Below are 18,775 nucleotides of genomic sequence, written 5' to 3' on the forward strand. Positions count from 1 at the left end.
CGCTTATGCTGCGGGGATGAGCACTGCGGCGCACCCCTCCCGTTCACCGGTCCCCGGGTTCTACGCCGTGATCCCCGCCGGGGGCGCCGGCACCCGGCTGTGGCCGCTCTCCCGCGCGGGCGCGCCGAAGTTCCTGCACGACCTCACCGGCGCGGGCCGCACGCTGCTGCAGGGCACGGTCGACCGGCTGCGTCCGCTCGCCGGCGGCGGGGTCGTGCTCGTCACCGGTGAGCCGCACGTCGCGGCCGCGCGCGAGCAGCTGCCCGAGCTGGCCGAGGACGCCGTGCTCGCCGAGCCCTCCCCGCGCGACTCGATGGCGGCCATCGGGCTGGCCGCGGCCGTGCTGGAGCGACGGCACGGCGACGTCGTCGTGGGCTCGTTCGCCGCGGACCAGGTGGTGTCCGGCGCGGCGTCGTTCGACGCCGCGGTGCGGGAGGCGGTCGCGGCCGCGCGCGCCGGCTACGTCGCGACCATCGGCATCGCCGCCTCGCGCCCGTCCGTGGCGTTCGGCTACGTGCGCAGCGGCGAGCCGCTCGGCGTCGAGGGCGCGCCGAGCGCCCTGCACGTGCGCGGCTTCACGGAGAAGCCCGACGCCGCGACGGCCCGCGAGTACGTGGCGTCCGGCGAGTACCGCTGGAACGCCGGCATCTTCGTGGCCCGCAGCTCCGTGCTCCTGGGCCACCTCGCGACGCACCGCCCCGCCCTGCACGACGGGCTGCGGGAGATCGCCGCCGCCTGGGACACGCCCGACCGTGCGGCCGTGGTCGCCCGGGTGTGGCCCGGCCTCGAGAAGATCGCGATCGACCACGCCGTCGCGGAGCCCGTCGCGGCCGAGGGCGGCGTCGCCGTCGTGCCCGGCACGTTCGGGTGGGACGACGTCGGCGACTTCAACTCGCTCGCCGCGCTCCTGCCGTCGGACGACGAGGGCGGCTCCAAGGTGCTGGGCGACCCGGCCGACGTCGTGCGGGTCCAGTCGGCCGGCTCGGTCGTCGTGCCCGGCGGCGACCGTGTGGTCGCGCTGCTCGGCATCGACGACGTCGTCGTGGTCGACACCCCGGACGCGCTCCTCGTGACCACCCGCGCCCGCGCGCAGCAGGTCAAGGACATGGTCGACGCGATGCGTACCCACGGCCGCGAGGACGTCCTGTGAGCGCCCGGGAGGCCGGGGCGCGGCTGGACGAGATCGTCACGGCGCTCGAGGACGAGCTGGTGGCGATCCGGCGCGACGTGCACGCGCACCCCGAGCTCGGCCGGCAGGAGGTCCGCACCACGGCGCTCGTGGCCGACCGGCTGCGCGCCGCCGGCCTGGCCCCGAGGCTGCTCGAGGGCACCGGCCTGGTCTGCGACGTCGGCCCCGACCGGTCGCCCGACGGCCTGGGCCGGGTGGCGCTGCGCGCGGACATCGACGCGCTGCCCCTCGACGACTCGTGCGGCCTGCCGTTCCGCTCGGTGGTGCCGGGCGTGGCGCACGCCTGCGGGCACGACGTGCACACCACCGTGGTGCTGGGCGCCGGCCTGGCGCTCGCCGCGCTGCACGCCGAGGGCCTGCTCGAGCGCGGCGTCCGGCTCGTGTTCCAGCCGGCCGAGGAGATCATGCCCGGCGGCGCGCACGACGTCGTCGCCCAGGGCGCGCTCGACGGCGTCGACCGCATCGCGGCGGTGCACTGCGAGCCCAAGCTGGACGTCGGGCAGGTCGGCACCCGCATCGGGCCGATCACCTCGGCCTCCGACAGCGTCACGGTCACCCTGTCGTCCTCGGGCGGGCACACCTCCCGCCCGCACCTCACGGGCGACGTCGTGTACGCCCTGGGTCAGGTCATCACGCAGGTGCCCGCCGTGCTGGGCCGCCGGCTGGACCCGCGCTCGGGCGTGAACCTCACGTGGGGCGCCGTGCACGCGGGCAACGTGCACAACGCGATCCCGGCGACCGGCACGGTCGCCGGCACGCTGCGCTGCCTCGACGTGCGCGCGTGGGAGCGTGCCGGGCAGGTGCTGCACGACGCGGTGGAGCAGGTCGTGGCGCCGTACGAGGTGGACGTGACCGTGCGGCACGCGCGCGGCGTCCCGCCCGTGGACAACGACGCGGCCGTGACGGGCGCGCTCGAGGCGGCGGGGACCGCGGTGCTCGGCCCCGAGGGCGTCGTGCTCACCGAGCAGTCGCTCGGCGGCGAGGACTTCGCCTGGTACCTCACCAAGGTGCCGGGCGCGATGGCGCGCCTCGGCACCGGGACCCCGGGGGAGCGGCGCTACGACATCCACCAGGGCGACCTCGTCGTGGACGAGCGGGCGATCGCCGTCGGTGCCCGATTGCTGGGACGTTTCGCGCTGCAGCCGTGAGACGCCGGAAAGTGACCGGCGTGTTGCGGGAAGCCCCGGTGACCGGGGGCGTCGATACCGCTTCGGTAACGACTCCTGCGGCTTTGTCGCCTGCGGTTCTCGGCGCGGGCACCGATGGCTAGGCTTCCGTCGGTGACGGGCCGGACGATCCTGGCCCGACGAACGATCGACAGGAGCGACAGGTGAAGAGAGCGATCCAGCTCACGGCCCTCGCCGGCGTCGCCGCGCTCGCGCTGGCGGCTTGTGCGGAGGCCCCGGAGGAGTCCGGCGACGGCGGCAGTGCGGGCGCGACGAGCGACTTCAAGCCGTGCATCGTCTCGGACCAGGGTGGGTTCGACGACAAGAGCTTCAACCAGCTCAGCTACGAGGGTGTGCTCCAGGCCGCCGAGGAGCTCGGCACCCAGGCCGTCGAGGTCCAGTCTCAGTCGGAGAGCGACTTCAAGCCGAACCTCGAGTCGCTCGTCGGGCAGAACTGCGACGCCATCGTGTCGGTCGGGTTCGCGCTCTCCGCCGCGACGATCGAGTCGGCCACCGCGAACCCGGAGACGCACTACATCATCGTCGACGACGCCGCGGACGCGGACTTCGACGGCGAGGCCGACGCGGAGAACATCAAGCCGCTGCTCTACGACACGGCGCAGGCCGCGTTCCTGGCCGGCTACCTCTCCGCGGGGTACTCCGAGGCAGGCAAGGTCGGCACCTTCGGCGGCCAGCCGTTCCCGACGGTCACGATCTTCATGGACGGCTTCAAGCAGGGCGTTGAGTACTACAACGAGACCAAGGGCACCAAGGTCGAGGTCGTGGGCTTCACCGGCGGTGAGGAGGGCTCGTTCACGGGCGGCTTCGAGGCCAACGAGACCGCGAAGACGACCGCGCAGAACATCATCGACCAGGGCGTCGACGTGCTCCTGCCGGTCGGTGGCCCGATCTACCAGTCGGCGATCGCGGCGATCCAGGACTCCGGCAAGGACATCGCGCTCGTGGGCGTCGACGCCGACTTCTTCGAGACGGACCCGTCGACGCAGGACTACGTCCTGACCTCGATCCTCAAGCGCATGGACGTCTCGACCTCCGAGGCGGTGCTCGCCGCGGGCCAGGGCAACTTCGACCCGACGCCGTACGTGGGCACCCTCGAGAACGACGGCGTGGGGCTCGCCCCGCTGCACAACTTCGAGGACAAGGTCGACCCCGCCCTCATGGACGAGGTCAACGCCCTCAAGGAGCAGATCATCGCCGGCGACGTGACGGTCGAGTCGTACCTCTCCGGCCAGGAGTGACCGGCTCCTCGACCTACCGGTGACGCTCGTGCGCGGGCCCGCGGGAACCACCCCCGGGCCCGCGCACGACGTATGCGGGGCGGCGACGACGGCGCCCCGGTGAGAGGCTGACGACGGTGCGTCGACCTGGCCCCGGACGGCCCTCGACTGATCCTCGACGGATGGAAGGCAGAGCATGAGGCTCGAGCTGCGAGGCATCACGAAGCGCTTCGGCGCGCTCGTGGCGAACGACCACATCGACCTGGTGGTGGAACCGGGCGAGATCCACTGCTTGCTGGGCGAGAACGGCGCCGGCAAGTCCACCCTGATGAACGTGCTCTACGGGCTCTACCAGGCCGACGAGGGCCAGATCCTGCTGGACGACGCGGTCCAGGACTTCGACGGGCCCGGCGACGCGATGGCCGCCGGGATCGGCATGGTGCACCAGCACTTCATGCTCGTGCCGGTGTTCTCCGTGGCCGAGAACGTGATGCTCGGTCACGAGTCCACCCGCGCCGGCGGGGTCCTCGACCTGGAGAGCGCCCGCACGAAGGTCCAGGAGATCTCGGCGCGGTTCGGCTTCCAGGTGGACCCGGACGCGCTGGTGGAGGACCTCCCGGTCGGGGTCCAGCAGAGGGTCGAGATCATCAAGGCGCTCTCGCGCGACGCCGACGTGCTGGTGTTCGACGAGCCGACCGCCGTGCTCACCCCGCAGGAGACCGACGAGCTCATGGCGATCATGCGCCAGCTCAGGGACGAGGGGGCGGCGATCGTCTTCATCACCCACAAGCTGCGCGAGGTGCGCGCCGTCGCCGACCGCATCACCGTCGTCCGGCACGGCAAGGTCGTCGGCGAGGCCAGCCCGGGCGCGACCGACGCCGAGCTCGCGTCGCTGATGGTGGGCCGCGCGGTCGAGCTGACGGTCCGCAAGGACGCGCCGCGCACCACCGAGAACGAGCTGGCGGTGACGGGCCTGCGGGTCACCGGTCCCGACGGCCAGGTGCTGGTGGACGACGTGAGCTTCACCGTGCGCGGCGGCGAGGTGCTCGTGGTGGCGGGCGTGCAGGGCAACGGGCAGACCGAGCTGACCGAAGCCCTGGTCGGTCTCCAGGAGCAGGTCACGGGCAGCGTGCGGCTCGACGGCAAGGAGCTGGTGGGGCGCTCGGTGCGCCGGATCCTCGACGCGGGCGTGGGCTTCGTGCCGGAGGACCGCAACGAGGACGGCCTGGTCGGCGAGTTCACCATCGCCGAGAACCTCGTGCTCGACCGCACGGACGGCCCGCCGTTCGTCCGCCGGGGAACCCTGCAGCTCGCGGCGCGCGACGACTTCGCCCGCGAGAAGGTCGCCGAGTTCGACGTGCGCACGCAGGGCATCGAGACCCGCGTGGGTCGCCTCTCCGGCGGCAACCAGCAGAAGGTCGTCCTCGCCCGCGAGCTGTCCCGCGAGCTGCGCCTGCTGGTCGCGGCGCAGCCGACGCGCGGGGTCGACGTCGGGTCGATCGAGTTCATCCACAAGCGGATCGTGGAGACGCGTGACACCGGCATCCCGGTGGTCGTGGTCTCGACCGAGCTCGACGAGGCCGTCGCGCTCGCCGACCGCATCATGGTCATGTACCGCGGCCGCGTGGTCGGGATCGTCCCGGCCGCCACGCCCCGTGACGTGCTCGGCCTCATGATGGCCGGCATCGCGCCCGAGGACGCGTCGCCGACCGGGCCCCAGAACGAAGGAGACGCGGCGTGAGCGGCGAGACGCCCCAGGACCGGGGGCAGGACCCGGCACAGGACCAGGGGCTCGACGTCGACCCCGACTCGCGCCTGGGCGAGGCGCTGGAGCAGGTCGACGCGACCGCAGAGCCCGGTCTCGCGGAGGAGCTGGAGCAGGAGGCGGCGCGCGAGCAGGCGGCCGTCGTCGAGGACTCCGGCCAGCGGTGGCGGGACGCGGTCCGCCGCGCGACGTCGGGCGGCTGGGCCGTCGCCCTGGGCGCGATCGTGCTCGCGGTGCTCGCGGGCTCGATCCTCATCGTCGTCACCGACGAGAGCGTGCAGGCCGCGGCACCGTACTTCTTCTCGCGGCCGAGCGACACGCTCAGCGCGATCGGCCAGGCCGTGGGCGGTGCGTACTCCGCGCTCTTCCAGGGCGCGGTCTACAACTTCGGGGCCGACACGTTCGCGCAGGGCATCCGGCCGCTCACGCAGACGCTCACGAACGCCACACCGCTCATCGCGGCGGGCCTCGGCGTCGCCCTCGCCTTCCGGGCCGGGCTGTTCAACATCGGCGGCCAGGGGCAGATGCTGGTGGCCGCGACCGCCGCGGGCTGGATCGGCTTCGGCGTCACCGGGCTGCCGTTCCCGTGGCACATGCTGCTGTGCCTGGTGGCCGGCGTGGCGGCGGGTGCGCTGTGGGCCGGCATCGCGGGCCTGCTCAAGGCGCGCACGGGGGCGCACGAGGTGATCGTCACGATCATGCTCAACTACATCGCGTTCTACCTGCTGTCGTACCTCCTGGCCACCCCCGGCCTGATGCAGGCCCCCGGCTCGGCGAACCCGAAGACCCCGCCGATGCAGGACAGCGCCGTGCTGCCGCCGCTCCTCGGAGACCGCTACAACCTGCACTGGGGCTTCGTCCTGTCGGTCCTGGCCGTCGTCGGCGTGTGGTGGCTCCTCAACCGCTCCAGCACGGGCTTCGCCTTCCGCGCCGTGGGGGAGAACCCCAAGGCGGCACGCGTCGCGGGCATCGACGTCCCCCGGACCACGGTGCTCGTCATGCTGGTCGCCGGTGGCCTGGTGGGGCTCGCGGGCACCCAGCAGGTGCTGGGCACCGTGACGACGGGCTTCAGCGCCGACATCGACGCGGGCATCGGCTTCGACGCCATCACCGTGGCGCTGCTCGGCGGCTCCTCGCCGTGGGGCGTGCTCGGTGCCGGCATCCTGTTCGGCGGCTTCAAGGCCGGCGGCTCCGCGATGCAGGCCGCCCAGGGCATCCCGATCGAGATCGTCCTGGTCGTGCAGTCCCTGATCGTGCTGTTCATCGCCGCACCGCCGCTGGTGCGCGCCATCTTCCGGCTGCCGCAGCCGGAACGCACACCCCGACGACGAGACAGCCGACGGGACCGCCGCCGCGCCGAGGCCGCGCGCGGCACCGAGGAGGGACAGGCATGACCGCCACGACCGTCGACGCCGCGGGGCCCGCGGCCGCGGCGCCCGCGCCGCGCGCCGGTGCCCCGGTGAGCTGGAAGGCCGCGATCGGCCTCGCCGTCGTCCTCGCGCTGTACGCGCTGCTGCTGCTCCTGGCGCCGCACGAGGGTTCCTCGCGCTTCGCGCTCTCGACCAGCACCGACTTCGTGGTGCTGTCCACCCTCGTGCTCCCCGCGATGGGCACGGCCTGGGTGTGCGGCGCCATCGGGCTCGCCGTGCTCGCCTTCGCGGTGGTGCGCACCCGGGCCGGGCGGCGCGTCCCCGCGTGGGCGATCGCGATCTTCGCGGCCGCGCTGCTCGTCGGCTTTCTCGCGTGGGCCGCCGCGGGCAGCCCGCGCGACCTCTCCGTTGTCGGCCTCCTGGGCGGCGCGGTGGGCCTGTCCGTCCCGCTCGTGTACGGCGCGCTCGGCGGCGTCATCGGCGAGCGCGCCGGCGTCGTGAACATCGCCATCGAGGGCCAGCTGCTGGCCGGCGCCTTCGTCGCGGCGATCGTCGGGTCGCTCACGAACAGCCCGTGGGCGGGGCTCGTCGCGGCGGTGGTCGCCAGCGCCCTGGTCGCCCTCGTGCTGGGCCTCTTCACGATCACCTACCGGGTGAACCAGGTGATCGTCGGAGTCGTGCTCAACGTGCTGGTGATCGGGCTGACGAGCTTCTTCTACTCCGAGCTGCTCGTGCCCAACGCGGAGACGCTCAACTCGACCGTGCGGTTCCCCCGCCTGCCGATCCCGGGGCTGGAGAGCATCCCGGTGATCGGGCCGGTGCTGTTCAACCAGACCATCGTCGTCTACCTCATGTACGTGGCGGTGCCGGCGGTCTGGTACGCCCTGTTCCGCACGAAGTGGGGCCTGCGGGTGCGCGCGGTGGGCGAGCACCCCAAGGCGGCCGACACGGTGGGCATCGACGTGCTCCGCGCGCGGTACAGGGCCGTGCTGATCGGCGGTGCCGTGGTGGGCTTCGGCGGCGCGTTCTACACCGTGGTGTCGATCAACCAGTTCGGGCGCGAGATGACGGCGGGCGCCGGCTTCATCGCCCTCGCCGCCGTGATCTTCGGCAAGTGGGACCCGCTGCGGGCGGCCCTTGCGGGCCTGCTGTTCGGCTTCGCGACGAACCTGCAGAACGTGCTGTCCGTCGTGGGGTCGCCCGTCCCGAGCCAGTTCATGCTGATGCTCCCGTACGTGGTGACGCTGCTGGCCGTGGCCGGGCTCGTCGGCAAGTCCCGCGCGCCCGCCGCGTCGGGGACGCCCTACACCAAGGAGTAGCGATGACCAGCACTGGTCCGACCGTCGACTGGCAGGCGCTGCGCGCCGCGGCGCGGGACGTCGTCGGGCGGGCCTACGCGCCGTACTCCGGCTTCCCGGTCGGTGCGGCCGCGCTCGTGGACGACGGACGCGTCGTGGTGGGCTGCAACGTGGAGAACGCCGCCTACGGGGTGACGCTCTGCGCGGAGTGCTCCCTCGTGTCCGCCCTGGTCACGGGCGGCGGCGGCCGCCTCGTCGCGTTCACCTGCGTGGACGGCGCGGGGCGGACCCTCATGCCGTGCGGGCGGTGCCGGCAGCTCCTGTGGGAGCACGGCGGCCCCGACCTGCTGGTGGAGTCCGTGCGGGGCGTCGTGCCCATGACCGAGGTGCTGCCCGACGCGTTCGGCGCACCGGACCTGGATCGTGACCGCGAGGGGAGCGAGGCATGACCGTGCCGGGCAGCGAGCCGTTCGACGCCGTCGACGTCATCCGGACCAAGCGCGACGGGCGTCCGCTCGAGGCGGCGCAGATCGACTGGGTGGTGGACGCCTACACGCGCGGCGCCGTCGCCGAGGAGCAGATGTCGGCCCTCGCGATGGCGATCCTGCTGCGGGGGATGACGCGCCCGGAGGTCGCGCGCTGGACAGGGGCGATGATCGCGTCCGGCGAGCGGATGGACTTCTCCGGCCTGTCGCGGCCCACCGCGGACAAGCACTCGACCGGCGGCGTGGGGGACAAGATCACCCTGCCGCTCGCGCCGCTCGTCGCGGCCTTCGGGGTGGCCGTGCCGCAGCTCTCGGGCCGCGGCCTCGGGCACACGGGCGGCACGCTCGACAAGCTCGAGGCGATCCCCGGCTGGCGGGCGGCGCTGAGCAACGCGGAGCTGATGGACCAGCTCGAGGACGTCGGCGCGGTGGTCTGCGCCGCCGGGGCGGGGCTGGCCCCCGCGGACAAGAAGCTCTACGCGCTGCGGGACGTGACGGGCACGGTCGAGTCCGTGCCGCTCATCGCGAGCTCGATCATGAGCAAGAAGATCGCGGAGGGCACCGGGGCGTTGGTCCTCGACGTCAAGGTGGGCTCCGGCGCGTTCATGAAGGACCTGGACTCCGCGCGGGAGCTCGCCCGCACCATGGTCGACCTCGGCACCGACGCGGGCGTGCGCACGGTCGCGCTGCTCACCGACATGGCCGTGCCGCTCGGCCGCACCGCGGGCAACGCGCTGGAGGTGCGCGAGTCGGTCGAGGTGCTCGACGGCGGCGGCCCGGCCGACGTCGTCGACCTCACCGTGGCGCTGGCCGTGGAGATGCTGGCCGGCGCGGGGCGGGCCGTGCCCGAGGCCGAGGTGCGCGCGGCGCTGGCCGACGGCCGCGCCAAGGACGTCTGGCGCCGGATGATCGCGGCTCAGGGCGGCGACCCGGACGCGGCGCTGCCCCGCGCCCGCGAGCGGCAGGACGTGCTCGCGGACCGGTCCGGCGTCCTCACCCGGCTCGACGCGTACGCCGTGGGCATCGCGGCGTGGCGCCTGGGCGCGGGGCGCTCGCGCCGGGAGGACCCGGTGCAGGCCGGGGCGGGCGTCGAGCTGCACGCGAAGCCGGGGGACGAGGTCGCCGCTGGCCAGCCGCTGCTCACGCTGCACACCGACACCCCGGAGCGGTTCGACCGCGCCAGGGCGGCGCTCGAGGGGCAGTGGGCGGTCGACGACGCGGCGAGCGGCGACGCGGCCCGACCGCTCCTGCTCGACCGGATCGGCTGACCGGGCCGGGCGGTCGGGAGGTCCTGGCGATGGTGGCGCGGGCGCTGCGCGCGACGGACGTCCTCGCGCTCCTGGGCGCGTTCGCGGGGCCGACGCCGGAGCCTCCGCCCGCCGGACGGTTCGCCCGCCCGGAGGTGCCCGAGGACCTCGTCCCGGCGCTCGCGGCGCTCGCCCCGGCGGTGCGGGCACGGGTGCTCGACCCGCTCGGCCGACTCGGTCCGCAGCCCGCCCCGGGGCGCCCGCGCACGCTGACGCTCCCCGCGGCGGACGGCGTGGTCGCCACGGCCCGGCAGGTCGACGAGCGCACCTGCGGCGCGGCGGTGCTGGCCCTGCTCGCGCTCGCGGGGGACCCGCGCCGGGCGCTCGAGCTGAGCCGCCGGCCGCCGGGCGCCGCCGAGGTCTTCGCCGGGTCCCAGCGGACGCTGCACGCCCGCGCCACGCGAGGGCCGGGCGGCCTGCCGGCCTGGCCCGTCGCGCTCGGCACGCCGCCGTGGGGAGCGGCCCGCGTCGCCCGGTACGGGCCGGTCCGCTACACCCATCGCGTGGTCGGCGGGCGCTCGGGCGGGCGCGTGCTCGCCGCCGCGGTGGAGGCTGCGGCCGCGGGCGTGCCCGTCCCGCTGTACTCGGGCGGCGACCTCGCCGGGGGCGTGTCGACCGCGGTGCCCCGGCACGTCGTCCTCCTCACGACCGTGCGGGGCGGCGTCGCGACCGTCTACGAACCGTCGGCCGGCCGGCTGCACGGGGTGCCGGTCGCGCGGCTCGTCGCCGCCGGCGCCCGGGAGCGCGGGGACGACCCGCTGGTCGCCGCCGCGCTGGGGGGCTGGCCGCACGTGGTGTGGGCGCTGCTGCCGCGGGACGCGCGGGGCTGAGGTCCGGCCGCCGCCGAGCCGTCAGACGCACGGCCTGCTGACAGGTCCCCCGGCTCCTCTGGCGCGCCACGGGGCCGGGGTCCACGATGGGAGCGCACCGCCGTCGAGCGAAGGGACAAGTCCCATGAGCACCGCCCCGGACGACGCCTGGCGGGACGCCGGGCTCGAGAATCCCGACGACACCACGAGCCTGGTCGAGGACGCCCTGACGGACGACGCGGAGGCGGGCGACGCCGCGGAGGCCGGTGGCCGCGTGGAGGAGTACAAGCCGCGCCACGCCCGGCCCGACCTGGACGGCGAGGCCGCGGAGGCCGACGTCGTCGAGCAGAGCCAGGAGGTTCCCGGGCTCGACGATCCCGAGGCCTCCGGCGACGCCTGATCGCCGGTAGGTTGGCCCCATGACGCAAGCCCTCGTCGACCTGATCCCCGCCCTGCCCAAGGTGCTCCTGCACGACCATCTCGACGGGGGCCTGCGACCGCAGACCGTCCTCGAGCTCGCCGCCGAGGTGGGCCACGAGCTCCCGGCGTCGGACGCCGAGTCGCTCGGCACCTGGTTCGTCGAGTCCGCCGACTCGGGGTCGCTGGTGCGGTACCTGGAGACGTTCGACCACACCATCGCCGTCATGCAGACGGCCGACGCCCTGGCCCGCGTGGCGCGCGAGGCCGTGCTGGACCTGGCTGCGGACGGCGTCGTGTACGCCGAGCAGCGCTGGGCGCCGGAACAGCACCTGGCCCGTGGGCTGACGCTGCCGGAGACCGTCGAGGCCGTGCAGGCGGGCATCGACGAGGGCATCCGCGAGGCGGCGTCGCGCGGGCAGATCATCCGCGTCGGGCAGCTGGTCACCGCGATGCGGCACACCGACCGCTGGCAGGAGATCGCCGAGCTCGCCGTCGCCCACCGCGACCGCGGCGTGGTCGGTTTCGACATCGCCGGCCCGGAGGACGGGTTCCCGCCCTCGCGGCACGTGGAGATCTGGCGCTACCTGGCCGAGCAGGACTTCCCGACGACGATCCACGCGGGGGAGGCGGCCGGGCCGGCCTCGATCGCCGAGGCCGTGCACCTCGGCCAGGCCGACCGGATCGGCCACGGCGTGCGGATCGTCGAGGACATCACGTTCCACGAGGGCTTCGACGACGACGGCGAGCGGCGCGCCGAGCTGGGGCGCCTCGCGCACTGGGTGCGCGACCACCAGATCGCGCTCGAGGTGGCGCCCGTGTCGAACCTGCAGACGGGCGCCACGTCGGCGACGTCGGTGGGCGACCACCCGATCACGCGCCTCAAGGAGCTGGACTTCGCGGTCACGCTCAACACGGACAACCGCCTCATGTCCCGCACGTCCATGACGAACGAGATGACGCGGCTCGTCACCGAGGCAGGCTGGACCATCGACGACCTGGCCGACGTCACCCTGACCGCCGCGTGGAGCGCGTTCATGCACCACGACGAGCGCCGCGCGCTGGTCGACGACGTCATCCTGCCGGGGTACCAGCAGGTCGAGGGAGCGCAGCGATGAACGACGCCGCCCGGTCCGGCCAGGCCGACGTGCCCGCCGACGCCCTCGCGCTCGCGCGGTTCGTCGATCACACGCTGCTCAAGCCGGAGGCCACGACCGCCGACGTCACGGCCCTGGTGGAGGAGGGCGTCCGCCTGGGCGTGTTCTCCGTCTGCATCTCGCCGACGTTCGTCGCGCACGCCGCGCGCGTCGCGGCCGGCCGGATCGCGGTGGCGACCGTGTGCGGCTTCCCGTCGGGCAAGCACGTCAGCGCGGTGAAGGCGGCCGAGGCGGCCCGCGCCGTCGCCGACGGCGCCGACGAGGTCGACATGGTGATCGACGTCGGCGCGGCCAAGGAGGGCGCGTTCGACGCGGTCCGGGCGGACATCGCCGCGGTCCGCGCGGCCGTGCCCGCCGAGCACCTGCTCAAGGTCATCATCGAGGCGGCCGCGCTCACGGACGACGAGATCGTCGCCGTCTGCCAGGCCGCGCAGGACGCCGGCGCCGACTTCGTGAAGACCTCGACGGGCTTCCATCCGGCCGGGGGCGCGTCCGTGCACGCGGTGGAGCTCATGGCGCAGACGGTCGGGGGCGCGCTGGGGGTCAAGGCCTCGGGCGGGGTCCGGACGCTGGACGACGCGCTCGCCATGATCCGCGCCGGCGCCACGCGGCTGGGCCTGTCCGGGACCGCGGGCGTGCTCGCAGGGTTCTCCGGGCAGGCCGCGCCCGCCGGCGACAGCGGCTACTGAGGGCCGCCGGGTGGCCGCCGAGCCGCTCGTCGACGTCCGCGCGGCCGCGCGCACGCACGGCACGGTCCAGGTCCTGGCGCCCACGTCGCTGACGCTGGCGCCGGGCGAGGCGGCCGCCGTCGTCGGGCCCAACGGCAGCGGCAAGTCGACGCTGCTGCGCCTCGTCGCGGGCAAGGACGAGCCGACCTCGGGCGACGTGCGGGTGCTCGGCCTGCCCGCCGGGCAGGCGCGCCTGCGGCGGCGGGAGGACGTCGCGCTGCTGCTGGGCGGCCTGTCCGCGTACCCCGATCTCACGGTCGCCGAGCACCTGCGCCTCGTCGCGTCGGCGTGGGCGGGCCGGCATCCGGGCCCCGACGTCGAGACGGCGCTCGCGGCGGCCGAGCTGGACCGGGTGCGCGACCAGCTCCCCGGGGAGCTGTCGTCGGGGGAGGGGCAGATGTTCGCCCTCGCGACGACGCTCTACCGGCCCGCCCGCGTGGTGCTGCTCGACGAGCCGGAGCAGCGGCTCGACGCCCGCTGGCGGGCGGTGGCGCGGCGCCTCGTCTCCGGCGCGCTGGACGCCGGCCGGGCGCTCCTCGTCGCGACGCACGACCCCGACCTGCGCGCCGACCTCGCACGCCGCGGCCGGGAGGTCGAGCTCGCGGCCCCGGGTGCTCGGTGAGCGCGTCGTGAGCGTGACGGCGCACGTCGACGACGGCGCCCGCGTGCCGTACCCGCGCTGGCGGCGCTGGGTCGCGTCGCTGCGGCGCCGGACGCTGGTCGTGCGGGCTGCGGAGTCCGGCGGGGACCCGCACGACCGGGTCTACCTCGGGTACGGGGTGGTGCTGCTCGCGCTCGTGTACGGCCCGATCCTGTGGAGCGCCCTCGTCCAGGCGGCCGCGGCGGTGCCGGCGCCCGACGCGGCGGACGGGCGGGCGGCGCTGCTCGTCGCCGGGTCGGCGCTGGCGCTCGGTGTCGCCGGCCTCGCCGGGCTGGCCGCGTCCCGGGCGGGAGGGCCGCTGTGGACGAGCCGCGCGGAGACGACCTTCGCGCTGTCCGGCCAGTTCCGCCCTCGCGACGTCCTTCGCCGCCGCGCGCTGCTGCTCACCCTCGGCGCCGCGGCCGTCGGCGCCTTCGCCGCGACCGCGGGCGCCGCGGGCCTCGCGGGCGGGCCAGAGGCCGCCGAGCCCGGGGCGCTCCTCGGCGCGGGGGTGGGGGCCGCGCTGCTGGCGCAGGTCCCGCTGGCGGTCGGCGCGGCGGCGCAGGCGCCGGGACGACGACGCGCCGCCGTCGGGGTCACCGTCCTTCTGCTGCTGCTCGGGCTGGTCGCGGCCGTGGGGGCGGCGACGCCCCTGGCGCTGCCCGCCTTCGCCCCGGCACCGTCGCCCGCGAGCCGGGCCGGCGTCCTCGTGGGCGACGCGCTGGTCGTCGCCGTCGGGCTGGCGTCGGCGTGGCTGGTGGTGCGGGTGCTGCCGGACGAGCTCGACGTCGACGCGGCCGCCGCGGGCCAGTCGCGGACCGTGACGGCCGGGCGCGGCCTGGTGGGCGGCGACTCCGGGGCGGCGGCCGACGTGCTCGGGCCCCGCACGTACCGCGGACGCCGGGCGCGTCTCCCACGGCCTCTGCTGCGCGCGGCGCCCCTGGTGGCGCGGGACCTCCTCGGCCTCCGACGCCGGCCCGCCGCGGCCGCCGCCGCGCTCGCGACGGGAGTCGTCGGCGCGCTCCTCGTGCGGTGGGGGGCCGACGGCGGCCCGGCCGTCGTGACCGTCGCCGGAGCCCTGGCCCTGTACGCGGCGGCGCGGACCTGGTCCGACGGCCTGCACGCGTTCGCCGCCCAGCCCCAGCCGGGCGCGCTCCTGCCCGGCTCGGCCGGGCGCGCCGTCGCGGGCCACGCGGTGGTGCCCGCGGTCCTGGCGCTGGTCGCCGCCGCGGCGGGGACGGCGGGAGCGGGGGCGGGCGGCGTCGTGGCGTCGCTCCTCGTGGTCGCCCTGGTGCTCGGCGCGCGCGTCTGGGTGGCCGGCGCGACGGCGGCGCCTCCCGGGCTCTTCACGCCGATGATGACGCCGAACGGCGACATGTCGATGCTGGTGCTGGGCGCCTGGTACCTGCGCGGGTGGCTCGTGGTGGCGAGCGCGGCCTGGCTGCTCCAGCGGGTCGGCCCCGGCGCGACGGCGGCGGTGCTCGTCCTGGCCCTCGCGGCCGGGCTCGCGGCGGCCGGGGTGAGTCGGTTCGCGCGGGCGTGAGCCGGCGCGGGCCGACAGGTGAGCGACGTCACACGCGGAGTGGCGACCCGGGGAAGTTAGGCTCGCCTCACCATGTCTGACTCGCAGCCCCAGGCCCCCGCCGGCCCGCCCGCCCGCAAGCGCACCCCTCGGCACGCGACGGTCACGGCCGTCCGCCGGGTCACCCCGCACCTGGTGCGGGTCACGATCGCCGGCCCCGAGCTCGCGGCGCTCGAGCCCACCGGGCACACCGACACCTATGTCAAGCTCGTGCTCGGCGAGCTGGCGGACGGCCGCCCCCTGCTGCGCGCGTACACGGTGCGGTCCCGGCGCGACGCGGACGTCGCCGCGTCGGGCGAGGCCGAGTGGGACCTCGACCTCGTCGTGCACGGGGACGAGGGCGTGGGCGGGCCGTGGGCGACGGGGGTGCAGCCGGGGGAGCCGGTGACGTTCCTCGGTCCGGGCGCCGGATACGCGCCCGACCCGGAGGCGCCGTGGCACCTGCTCGTCGGGGACGACGCCGCGCTGCCCGCCATCGCGGCGGCGCTCGAGGCGCTCCCCGCCGGCGCCGTCGCGCACGCCGTCGTCGAGGTCCCGGGGCCCGAGGACGAGCAGGAGCTGGTCAGCGCCGCCGACCTCACGCTCACCTGGGTGCACCGCGGCGCCGGCGACCTCGCCGGCACCGTGCGCGCCGCGCACGCCGCCGGAGAACTCCCCACGGGCGCGCCGCACGTCTTCCTGCACGGCGAGGCCGGCATGGTGCGCGACCTGCGCCGGTGGGTCCGCACGGAGCTGGACGTGCCGCGCGAGCTGCTGTCAGCGTCCGGCTACTGGCGTCGTGGCAGCGACGACGAGGACTGGCGCGCCCGCAAGGGCGAGTGGAAGGCCGCCGTCGACCAGGACGACGCCGCCCTGGTCGGCTGAGACGGGGTCAGAGGCCGAGCGCCGTCCGGAGGTCGGCCTTGATCCGGTCCAGCTTCTTGTGCGCCGCGACGCGCAGCCGACCGACGTCGATCGCCGACGCGTCCGGGGCCACGGGCTCCACGACCTCCAGGTAGCACTTGACCTTCGGCTCGGTCCCGCTGGGCCGCACCACGACGCGCGTGTCGTCCGCGCCGAGCAGCACGATGCCGTCCGTGGGCGGCAGGCCGTCGATGCCGTCGGAGAGGTCGAGCACCTCGGCGACGCCCGCCCCCGCGAGCGTGCGCGGCGGCGCCGTGCGCAACCGCGCCATCGTGTCGGGGATGCGGGACAGGTCGTCGAACCGGATGGAGAGCTGGTCGGTGACGAAGAGGCCGTTCTCGCGGGCGACGTCGTCGAGCGCGTCCACGAGCGTGCGGCCGGCGGCCTTCTCCCGGGCGGCGAGCAGCGCCACGAGCACGGCGGTGCTGAGCCCGTCCTTGTCGCGCACGCGGGCCGGGTCCACGCAGTAGCCCAGCGCCTCCTCGTACCCGAAGACCAGCCCGGGGGTGCGGGCGATCCACTTGAAGCCCGTGAGGGTCGTCGCGTGCCCGACCCCGTAGCGGACCGCGATCGAGGACAGCACCCGCGACGAGACGACCGAGGACGCCACGACCGGGCCCGTGCCCGAGCCGTCCGGCGCGGGCACGTCGCCGCGGGCGATGCGGCGCACCGCCTCGCGCCCGAGGAGGGCGCCCACCTCGTCGCCGTGCAGCATCCGCCAGCCGTGCGAGCGGGCCGTCTCGGCGCCCTGGTGCGTGCCGTGGCTCGGGTCGTACACGGCGACCGCGCACCGGTCGGCGTCGGGGTCGTTGGCGATGACCACGTCGGCGTGCGCCTCCGCGAGGGCGACCGCCATGTCGATGGCGCCGGGCTCCTCCGGGTTGGGGAAGCGGACCGTGGGGAACGCCGGGTCCGGGTCGAGCTGCTCCTCGACCGGCAGCACGCGCGTGAACCCCGCGTCGGCCAGCACCCGGGCGAGCACACGACCGCCGACGCCGTGCAGGGACGTCGTGACGACGCGCAGCGCCGCCCGCTCCGTCGGACCGGTGGACGTGCCGGCGCGCTCGGCCAGGTCATGAACCGACGCGACGTACGCGTCGACCACCTCGCGGCCCAGGACCCGCCAGCCGGACTCGACGCGCGGGACGCCCGACGGCGGCCCCGCGGCGGCGATGGCCTCGGCGATGCGGGCGTCGTGGGGCGGCACGATCTGCGCACCCTGGCCGGCGTCGGTGACGACCCGCCCGCCCAGGTACACCTTGTAGCCGTTGTCCTGGGCCGGGTTGTGGCTCGCGGTGACCATGACGCCCGCGTCGGCGTCGAGGTGGCGCACCGCGAACGACAGCACCGGGGTGGGCAGGGCGGAGGGAAGCAGCAGCACCTCGTGGCCGGCGGCGGTGAGCACCGCTGCGGTGTCCGTGGCGAACGTCGACGACCGGTCGCGGGCGTCGTAGCCGACCACCACGCGCGCCGCCACCCCCCGGCCCAGCACCGACGTGAGGTACGTGCCGAGGCCGGACGCCGCGGTCGTCACGACCGCGCGGTTCATCCGGTTCGGGCCGGGCGCCATCGCGCCGCGCAGCCCCGCAGTGCCGAACTGGAGCGGACCGGCGAACCGGTCGCGCAGCAGCGCGACGGCGTGCTCGCGGGTGCTCGGTCGCTCGGACGACGTCTGCTGGGCGAGCCGGGACAGCTCGGCCTTGTCGTCGTCGTCGACGTCGTAGCGGATCCAGCGCTCCACCGCGTCGAGCAGCGTGGGCAGGTCGGTCGCCGTCGCGGCCGGCTCGAAGGCCGGGTCGTCGGTGTCCAGGCTCATGGCGGGGTCCCCTCCGTCGGGTGCTCGGCTCGGTGCGCGCTTACAGGGCGGTGACGATGCGGGCGAGGAGCTCGCTGATGCGCGGGCCGGCGGCCTGGCCGGCCTCCAGCACCTCCTCGTGCGACAGCGGCTGCGGGCTGATGCCCGCGGCGAGGTTGGTCACGAGGGACACGCCGAGCACCTCCATGCCGGCGTGCCGGGCGGCGATGGCCTCCAGCGTGGTCGACATGCCGACGAGGTCCGCGCCCATGAGGCCGGCCATCTTCACCTCGGCGGGCGTCTCGTAGTGCGGCCCGTGGAACTGCGCGTACACGCCCTCGGGCAGCTCCGGGTCGACGCCGCGGGCGATCTCGCGCAGCCGCGGCGAGTACAGGTCGGTGAGGTCGACGAACGTGGCGCCCTCGAGCGGCGACGTGGCCGTCAGGTTGAGGTGGTCGCGGATGAGCACCGGCTGGCCGGGCCGCCACGCGATGTGCAGGCCGCCGCAGCCGTTGGTGAGCACGACGGTCTCGCAGCCGGTGGCCGCCGCGGTGCGCACCCCGTGGGCGACGCGCCGCACGCCCTTGCCCTCGTACAGGTGCGTGCGTCCGCCGATGACGAGCGCGTGCCGCACGGCGCCGTCGGGCCGCTCCACGCGGATCGAGCGCGTGGTCGCCGCGTGCCCCGCCACGGCGGGGCGGGCGAAGCCGGGGATCTCGTGCGTCGGGATCTCCGCGACGACGTCGCCGACCAGCTCGGCGGCGCCGCCCCAGCCGGAGCCCAGCACGAGGGCGACGTCGTGACCGGGCACCCCCGTCGCCTCGGCGATGTGGTCGGCCGCGGCGCGGGCGACGTCGAACGGGTCGGTGGTCGGGTCGTCGAGGTCCCCGACGCTGCGGCTCGTGGTGCTCATGGTCCCGAGGGTA

The 18,775-nt window shown here is 75.5% G+C and carries 17 protein-coding genes; 15 read left to right on the top strand and 2 right to left on the bottom strand.

Annotated features, from left to right (window positions below; genetic code table 11):
- Positions 1-16 precede the first annotated feature (16 nt).
- The 15 genes from ACH443_RS03795 to ACH443_RS03865 all read left to right on the top strand — a co-directional run bounded on the left by ACH443_RS03795 (position 17) and on the right by ACH443_RS03865 (position 16,015).
- Positions 17-1,150, top strand: a complete 1,134-nt coding sequence (locus ACH443_RS03795) for a mannose-1-phosphate guanylyltransferase (RefSeq protein WP_430555693.1) — start codon at positions 17-19, stop codon at positions 1,148-1,150.
- Positions 1,147-2,337 (top strand): amidohydrolase, encoded by a 1,191-nt coding sequence (locus ACH443_RS03800; RefSeq protein ID WP_430589517.1) that lies wholly within the window; start codon positions 1,147-1,149, stop codon positions 2,335-2,337. The genes ACH443_RS03795 and ACH443_RS03800 overlap by 4 nt, the downstream gene beginning before the upstream one ends.
- A gap of 182 nt (positions 2,338-2,519) precedes the next feature.
- Complete coding sequence (locus ACH443_RS03805) at positions 2,520-3,614, top strand: BMP family protein (RefSeq protein WP_430589518.1); 1,095 nt, start codon at positions 2,520-2,522, stop codon at positions 3,612-3,614.
- A gap of 175 nt (positions 3,615-3,789) precedes the next feature.
- Positions 3,790-5,334 carry an ABC transporter ATP-binding protein gene (locus ACH443_RS03810; RefSeq protein ID WP_430589519.1) on the top strand — a complete coding sequence of 515 codons (1,545 nt, stop codon included), beginning with the start codon at positions 3,790-3,792 and terminating at the stop codon, positions 5,332-5,334.
- Entirely contained in the window at positions 5,331-6,752 is a 1,422-nt protein-coding gene (locus ACH443_RS03815; protein ID WP_429762500.1) for an ABC transporter permease, read from the top strand. The genes ACH443_RS03810 and ACH443_RS03815 overlap by 4 nt, the downstream gene beginning before the upstream one ends.
- On the top strand, positions 6,749-8,047 hold the full coding sequence (locus ACH443_RS03820) for an ABC transporter permease (protein WP_430589520.1): 1,299 nt from the start codon (positions 6,749-6,751) through the stop codon (positions 8,045-8,047). The genes ACH443_RS03815 and ACH443_RS03820 overlap by 4 nt, the downstream gene beginning before the upstream one ends.
- 2 nt (positions 8,048-8,049) lie before the next feature.
- A complete protein-coding gene (locus ACH443_RS03825) occupies positions 8,050-8,475 on the top strand; it encodes a cytidine deaminase (RefSeq protein ID WP_430589521.1) in 426 nt (141 codons plus the stop codon).
- Positions 8,472-9,779, top strand: coding sequence for a thymidine phosphorylase (locus ACH443_RS03830; RefSeq protein ID WP_430555696.1), 1,308 nt, complete (start codon positions 8,472-8,474; stop codon positions 9,777-9,779). The genes ACH443_RS03825 and ACH443_RS03830 overlap by 4 nt, the downstream gene beginning before the upstream one ends.
- 29 nt (positions 9,780-9,808) lie before the next feature.
- A complete protein-coding gene (locus ACH443_RS03835; protein WP_430589522.1) occupies positions 9,809-10,648 on the top strand; it encodes a hypothetical protein in 840 nt (279 codons plus the stop codon).
- Positions 10,649-10,772: 124 nt separating this feature from the next.
- Positions 10,773-11,027: a hypothetical protein gene (locus ACH443_RS03840; RefSeq protein WP_429762495.1), complete on the top strand. Its 255-nt coding sequence runs from the start codon at positions 10,773-10,775 to the stop codon at positions 11,025-11,027.
- A 19-nt stretch (positions 11,028-11,046) separates the two neighbouring features.
- On the top strand, positions 11,047-12,162 hold the full coding sequence (locus tag ACH443_RS03845) for an adenosine deaminase (RefSeq protein WP_429762494.1): 1,116 nt from the start codon (positions 11,047-11,049) through the stop codon (positions 12,160-12,162).
- Positions 12,159-12,890, top strand: a complete 732-nt coding sequence (deoC, locus tag ACH443_RS03850) for a deoxyribose-phosphate aldolase (RefSeq protein WP_430555698.1) — start codon at positions 12,159-12,161, stop codon at positions 12,888-12,890. Before ACH443_RS03845 ends, deoC begins: the two co-directional genes overlap by 4 nt.
- Positions 12,891-12,900: 10 nt before the next feature.
- Entirely contained in the window at positions 12,901-13,551 is a 651-nt protein-coding gene (locus ACH443_RS03855; RefSeq protein WP_429762492.1) for an ABC transporter ATP-binding protein, read from the top strand.
- A 7-nt stretch (positions 13,552-13,558) separates the two neighbouring features.
- Complete coding sequence (locus tag ACH443_RS03860) at positions 13,559-15,112, top strand: hypothetical protein (protein WP_430589523.1); 1,554 nt, start codon at positions 13,559-13,561, stop codon at positions 15,110-15,112.
- Positions 15,113-15,184: 72 nt separating this feature from the next.
- Complete coding sequence (locus tag ACH443_RS03865; RefSeq protein WP_429762490.1) at positions 15,185-16,015, top strand: siderophore-interacting protein; 831 nt, start codon at positions 15,185-15,187, stop codon at positions 16,013-16,015.
- A gap of 7 nt (positions 16,016-16,022) precedes the next feature.
- Here ACH443_RS03865 and ACH443_RS03870 read toward each other — a convergent pair whose 3' ends face one another.
- Together ACH443_RS03870 and ACH443_RS03875 are read right to left on the bottom strand one after the other, a co-directional pair.
- Positions 16,023-17,870: a phospho-sugar mutase gene (locus tag ACH443_RS03870; protein WP_430589524.1), complete on the bottom strand. Its 1,848-nt coding sequence runs from the start codon at positions 17,868-17,870 to the stop codon at positions 16,023-16,025.
- A gap of 40 nt (positions 17,871-17,910) precedes the next feature.
- Positions 17,911-18,762 (bottom strand): purine-nucleoside phosphorylase, encoded by an 852-nt coding sequence (locus tag ACH443_RS03875; RefSeq protein WP_429762488.1) that lies wholly within the window; start codon positions 18,760-18,762, stop codon positions 17,911-17,913.
- Between the last annotated feature and the right edge of the window lie 13 nt (positions 18,763-18,775).

The sequence above is a fragment of the Isoptericola sp. NPDC019571 genome, assembly GCF_044389385.1.
GTDB lineage: Bacteria > Actinomycetota > Actinomycetes > Actinomycetales > Cellulomonadaceae > Isoptericola > Isoptericola nanjingensis.

Bases quoted from the DNA above. Each gene is read 5' to 3' on its own strand.
- ACH443_RS03795 (WP_430555693.1), top strand. From the start codon at position 17: ATGAGCACTGCGGCGCACCCCTCCCGTTCACCGGTCCCCGGGTTCTAC.
- ACH443_RS03810 (WP_430589519.1), top strand. From the start codon at position 3,790: ATGAGGCTCGAGCTGCGAGGCATCACGAAGCGCTTCGGCGCGCTCGTG.
- ACH443_RS03820 (WP_430589520.1), top strand. From the start codon at position 6,749: ATGACCGCCACGACCGTCGACGCCGCGGGGCCCGCGGCCGCGGCGCCC.
- ACH443_RS03825 (WP_430589521.1), top strand. From the start codon at position 8,050: ATGACCAGCACTGGTCCGACCGTCGACTGGCAGGCGCTGCGCGCCGCG.
- ACH443_RS03830 (WP_430555696.1), top strand. From the start codon at position 8,472: ATGACCGTGCCGGGCAGCGAGCCGTTCGACGCCGTCGACGTCATCCGG.
- ACH443_RS03835 (WP_430589522.1), top strand. From the start codon at position 9,809: ATGGTGGCGCGGGCGCTGCGCGCGACGGACGTCCTCGCGCTCCTGGGC.
- ACH443_RS03840 (WP_429762495.1), top strand. From the start codon at position 10,773: ATGAGCACCGCCCCGGACGACGCCTGGCGGGACGCCGGGCTCGAGAAT.
- ACH443_RS03845 (WP_429762494.1), top strand. From the start codon at position 11,047: ATGACGCAAGCCCTCGTCGACCTGATCCCCGCCCTGCCCAAGGTGCTC.
- deoC (WP_430555698.1), top strand. From the start codon at position 12,159: ATGAACGACGCCGCCCGGTCCGGCCAGGCCGACGTGCCCGCCGACGCC.
- ACH443_RS03865 (WP_429762490.1), top strand. From the start codon at position 15,185: ATGTCTGACTCGCAGCCCCAGGCCCCCGCCGGCCCGCCCGCCCGCAAG.
- ACH443_RS03870 (WP_430589524.1), bottom strand. From the start codon at position 17,870: ATGAGCCTGGACACCGACGACCCGGCCTTCGAGCCGGCCGCGACGGCG.
- ACH443_RS03875 (WP_429762488.1), bottom strand. From the start codon at position 18,762: ATGAGCACCACGAGCCGCAGCGTCGGGGACCTCGACGACCCGACCACC.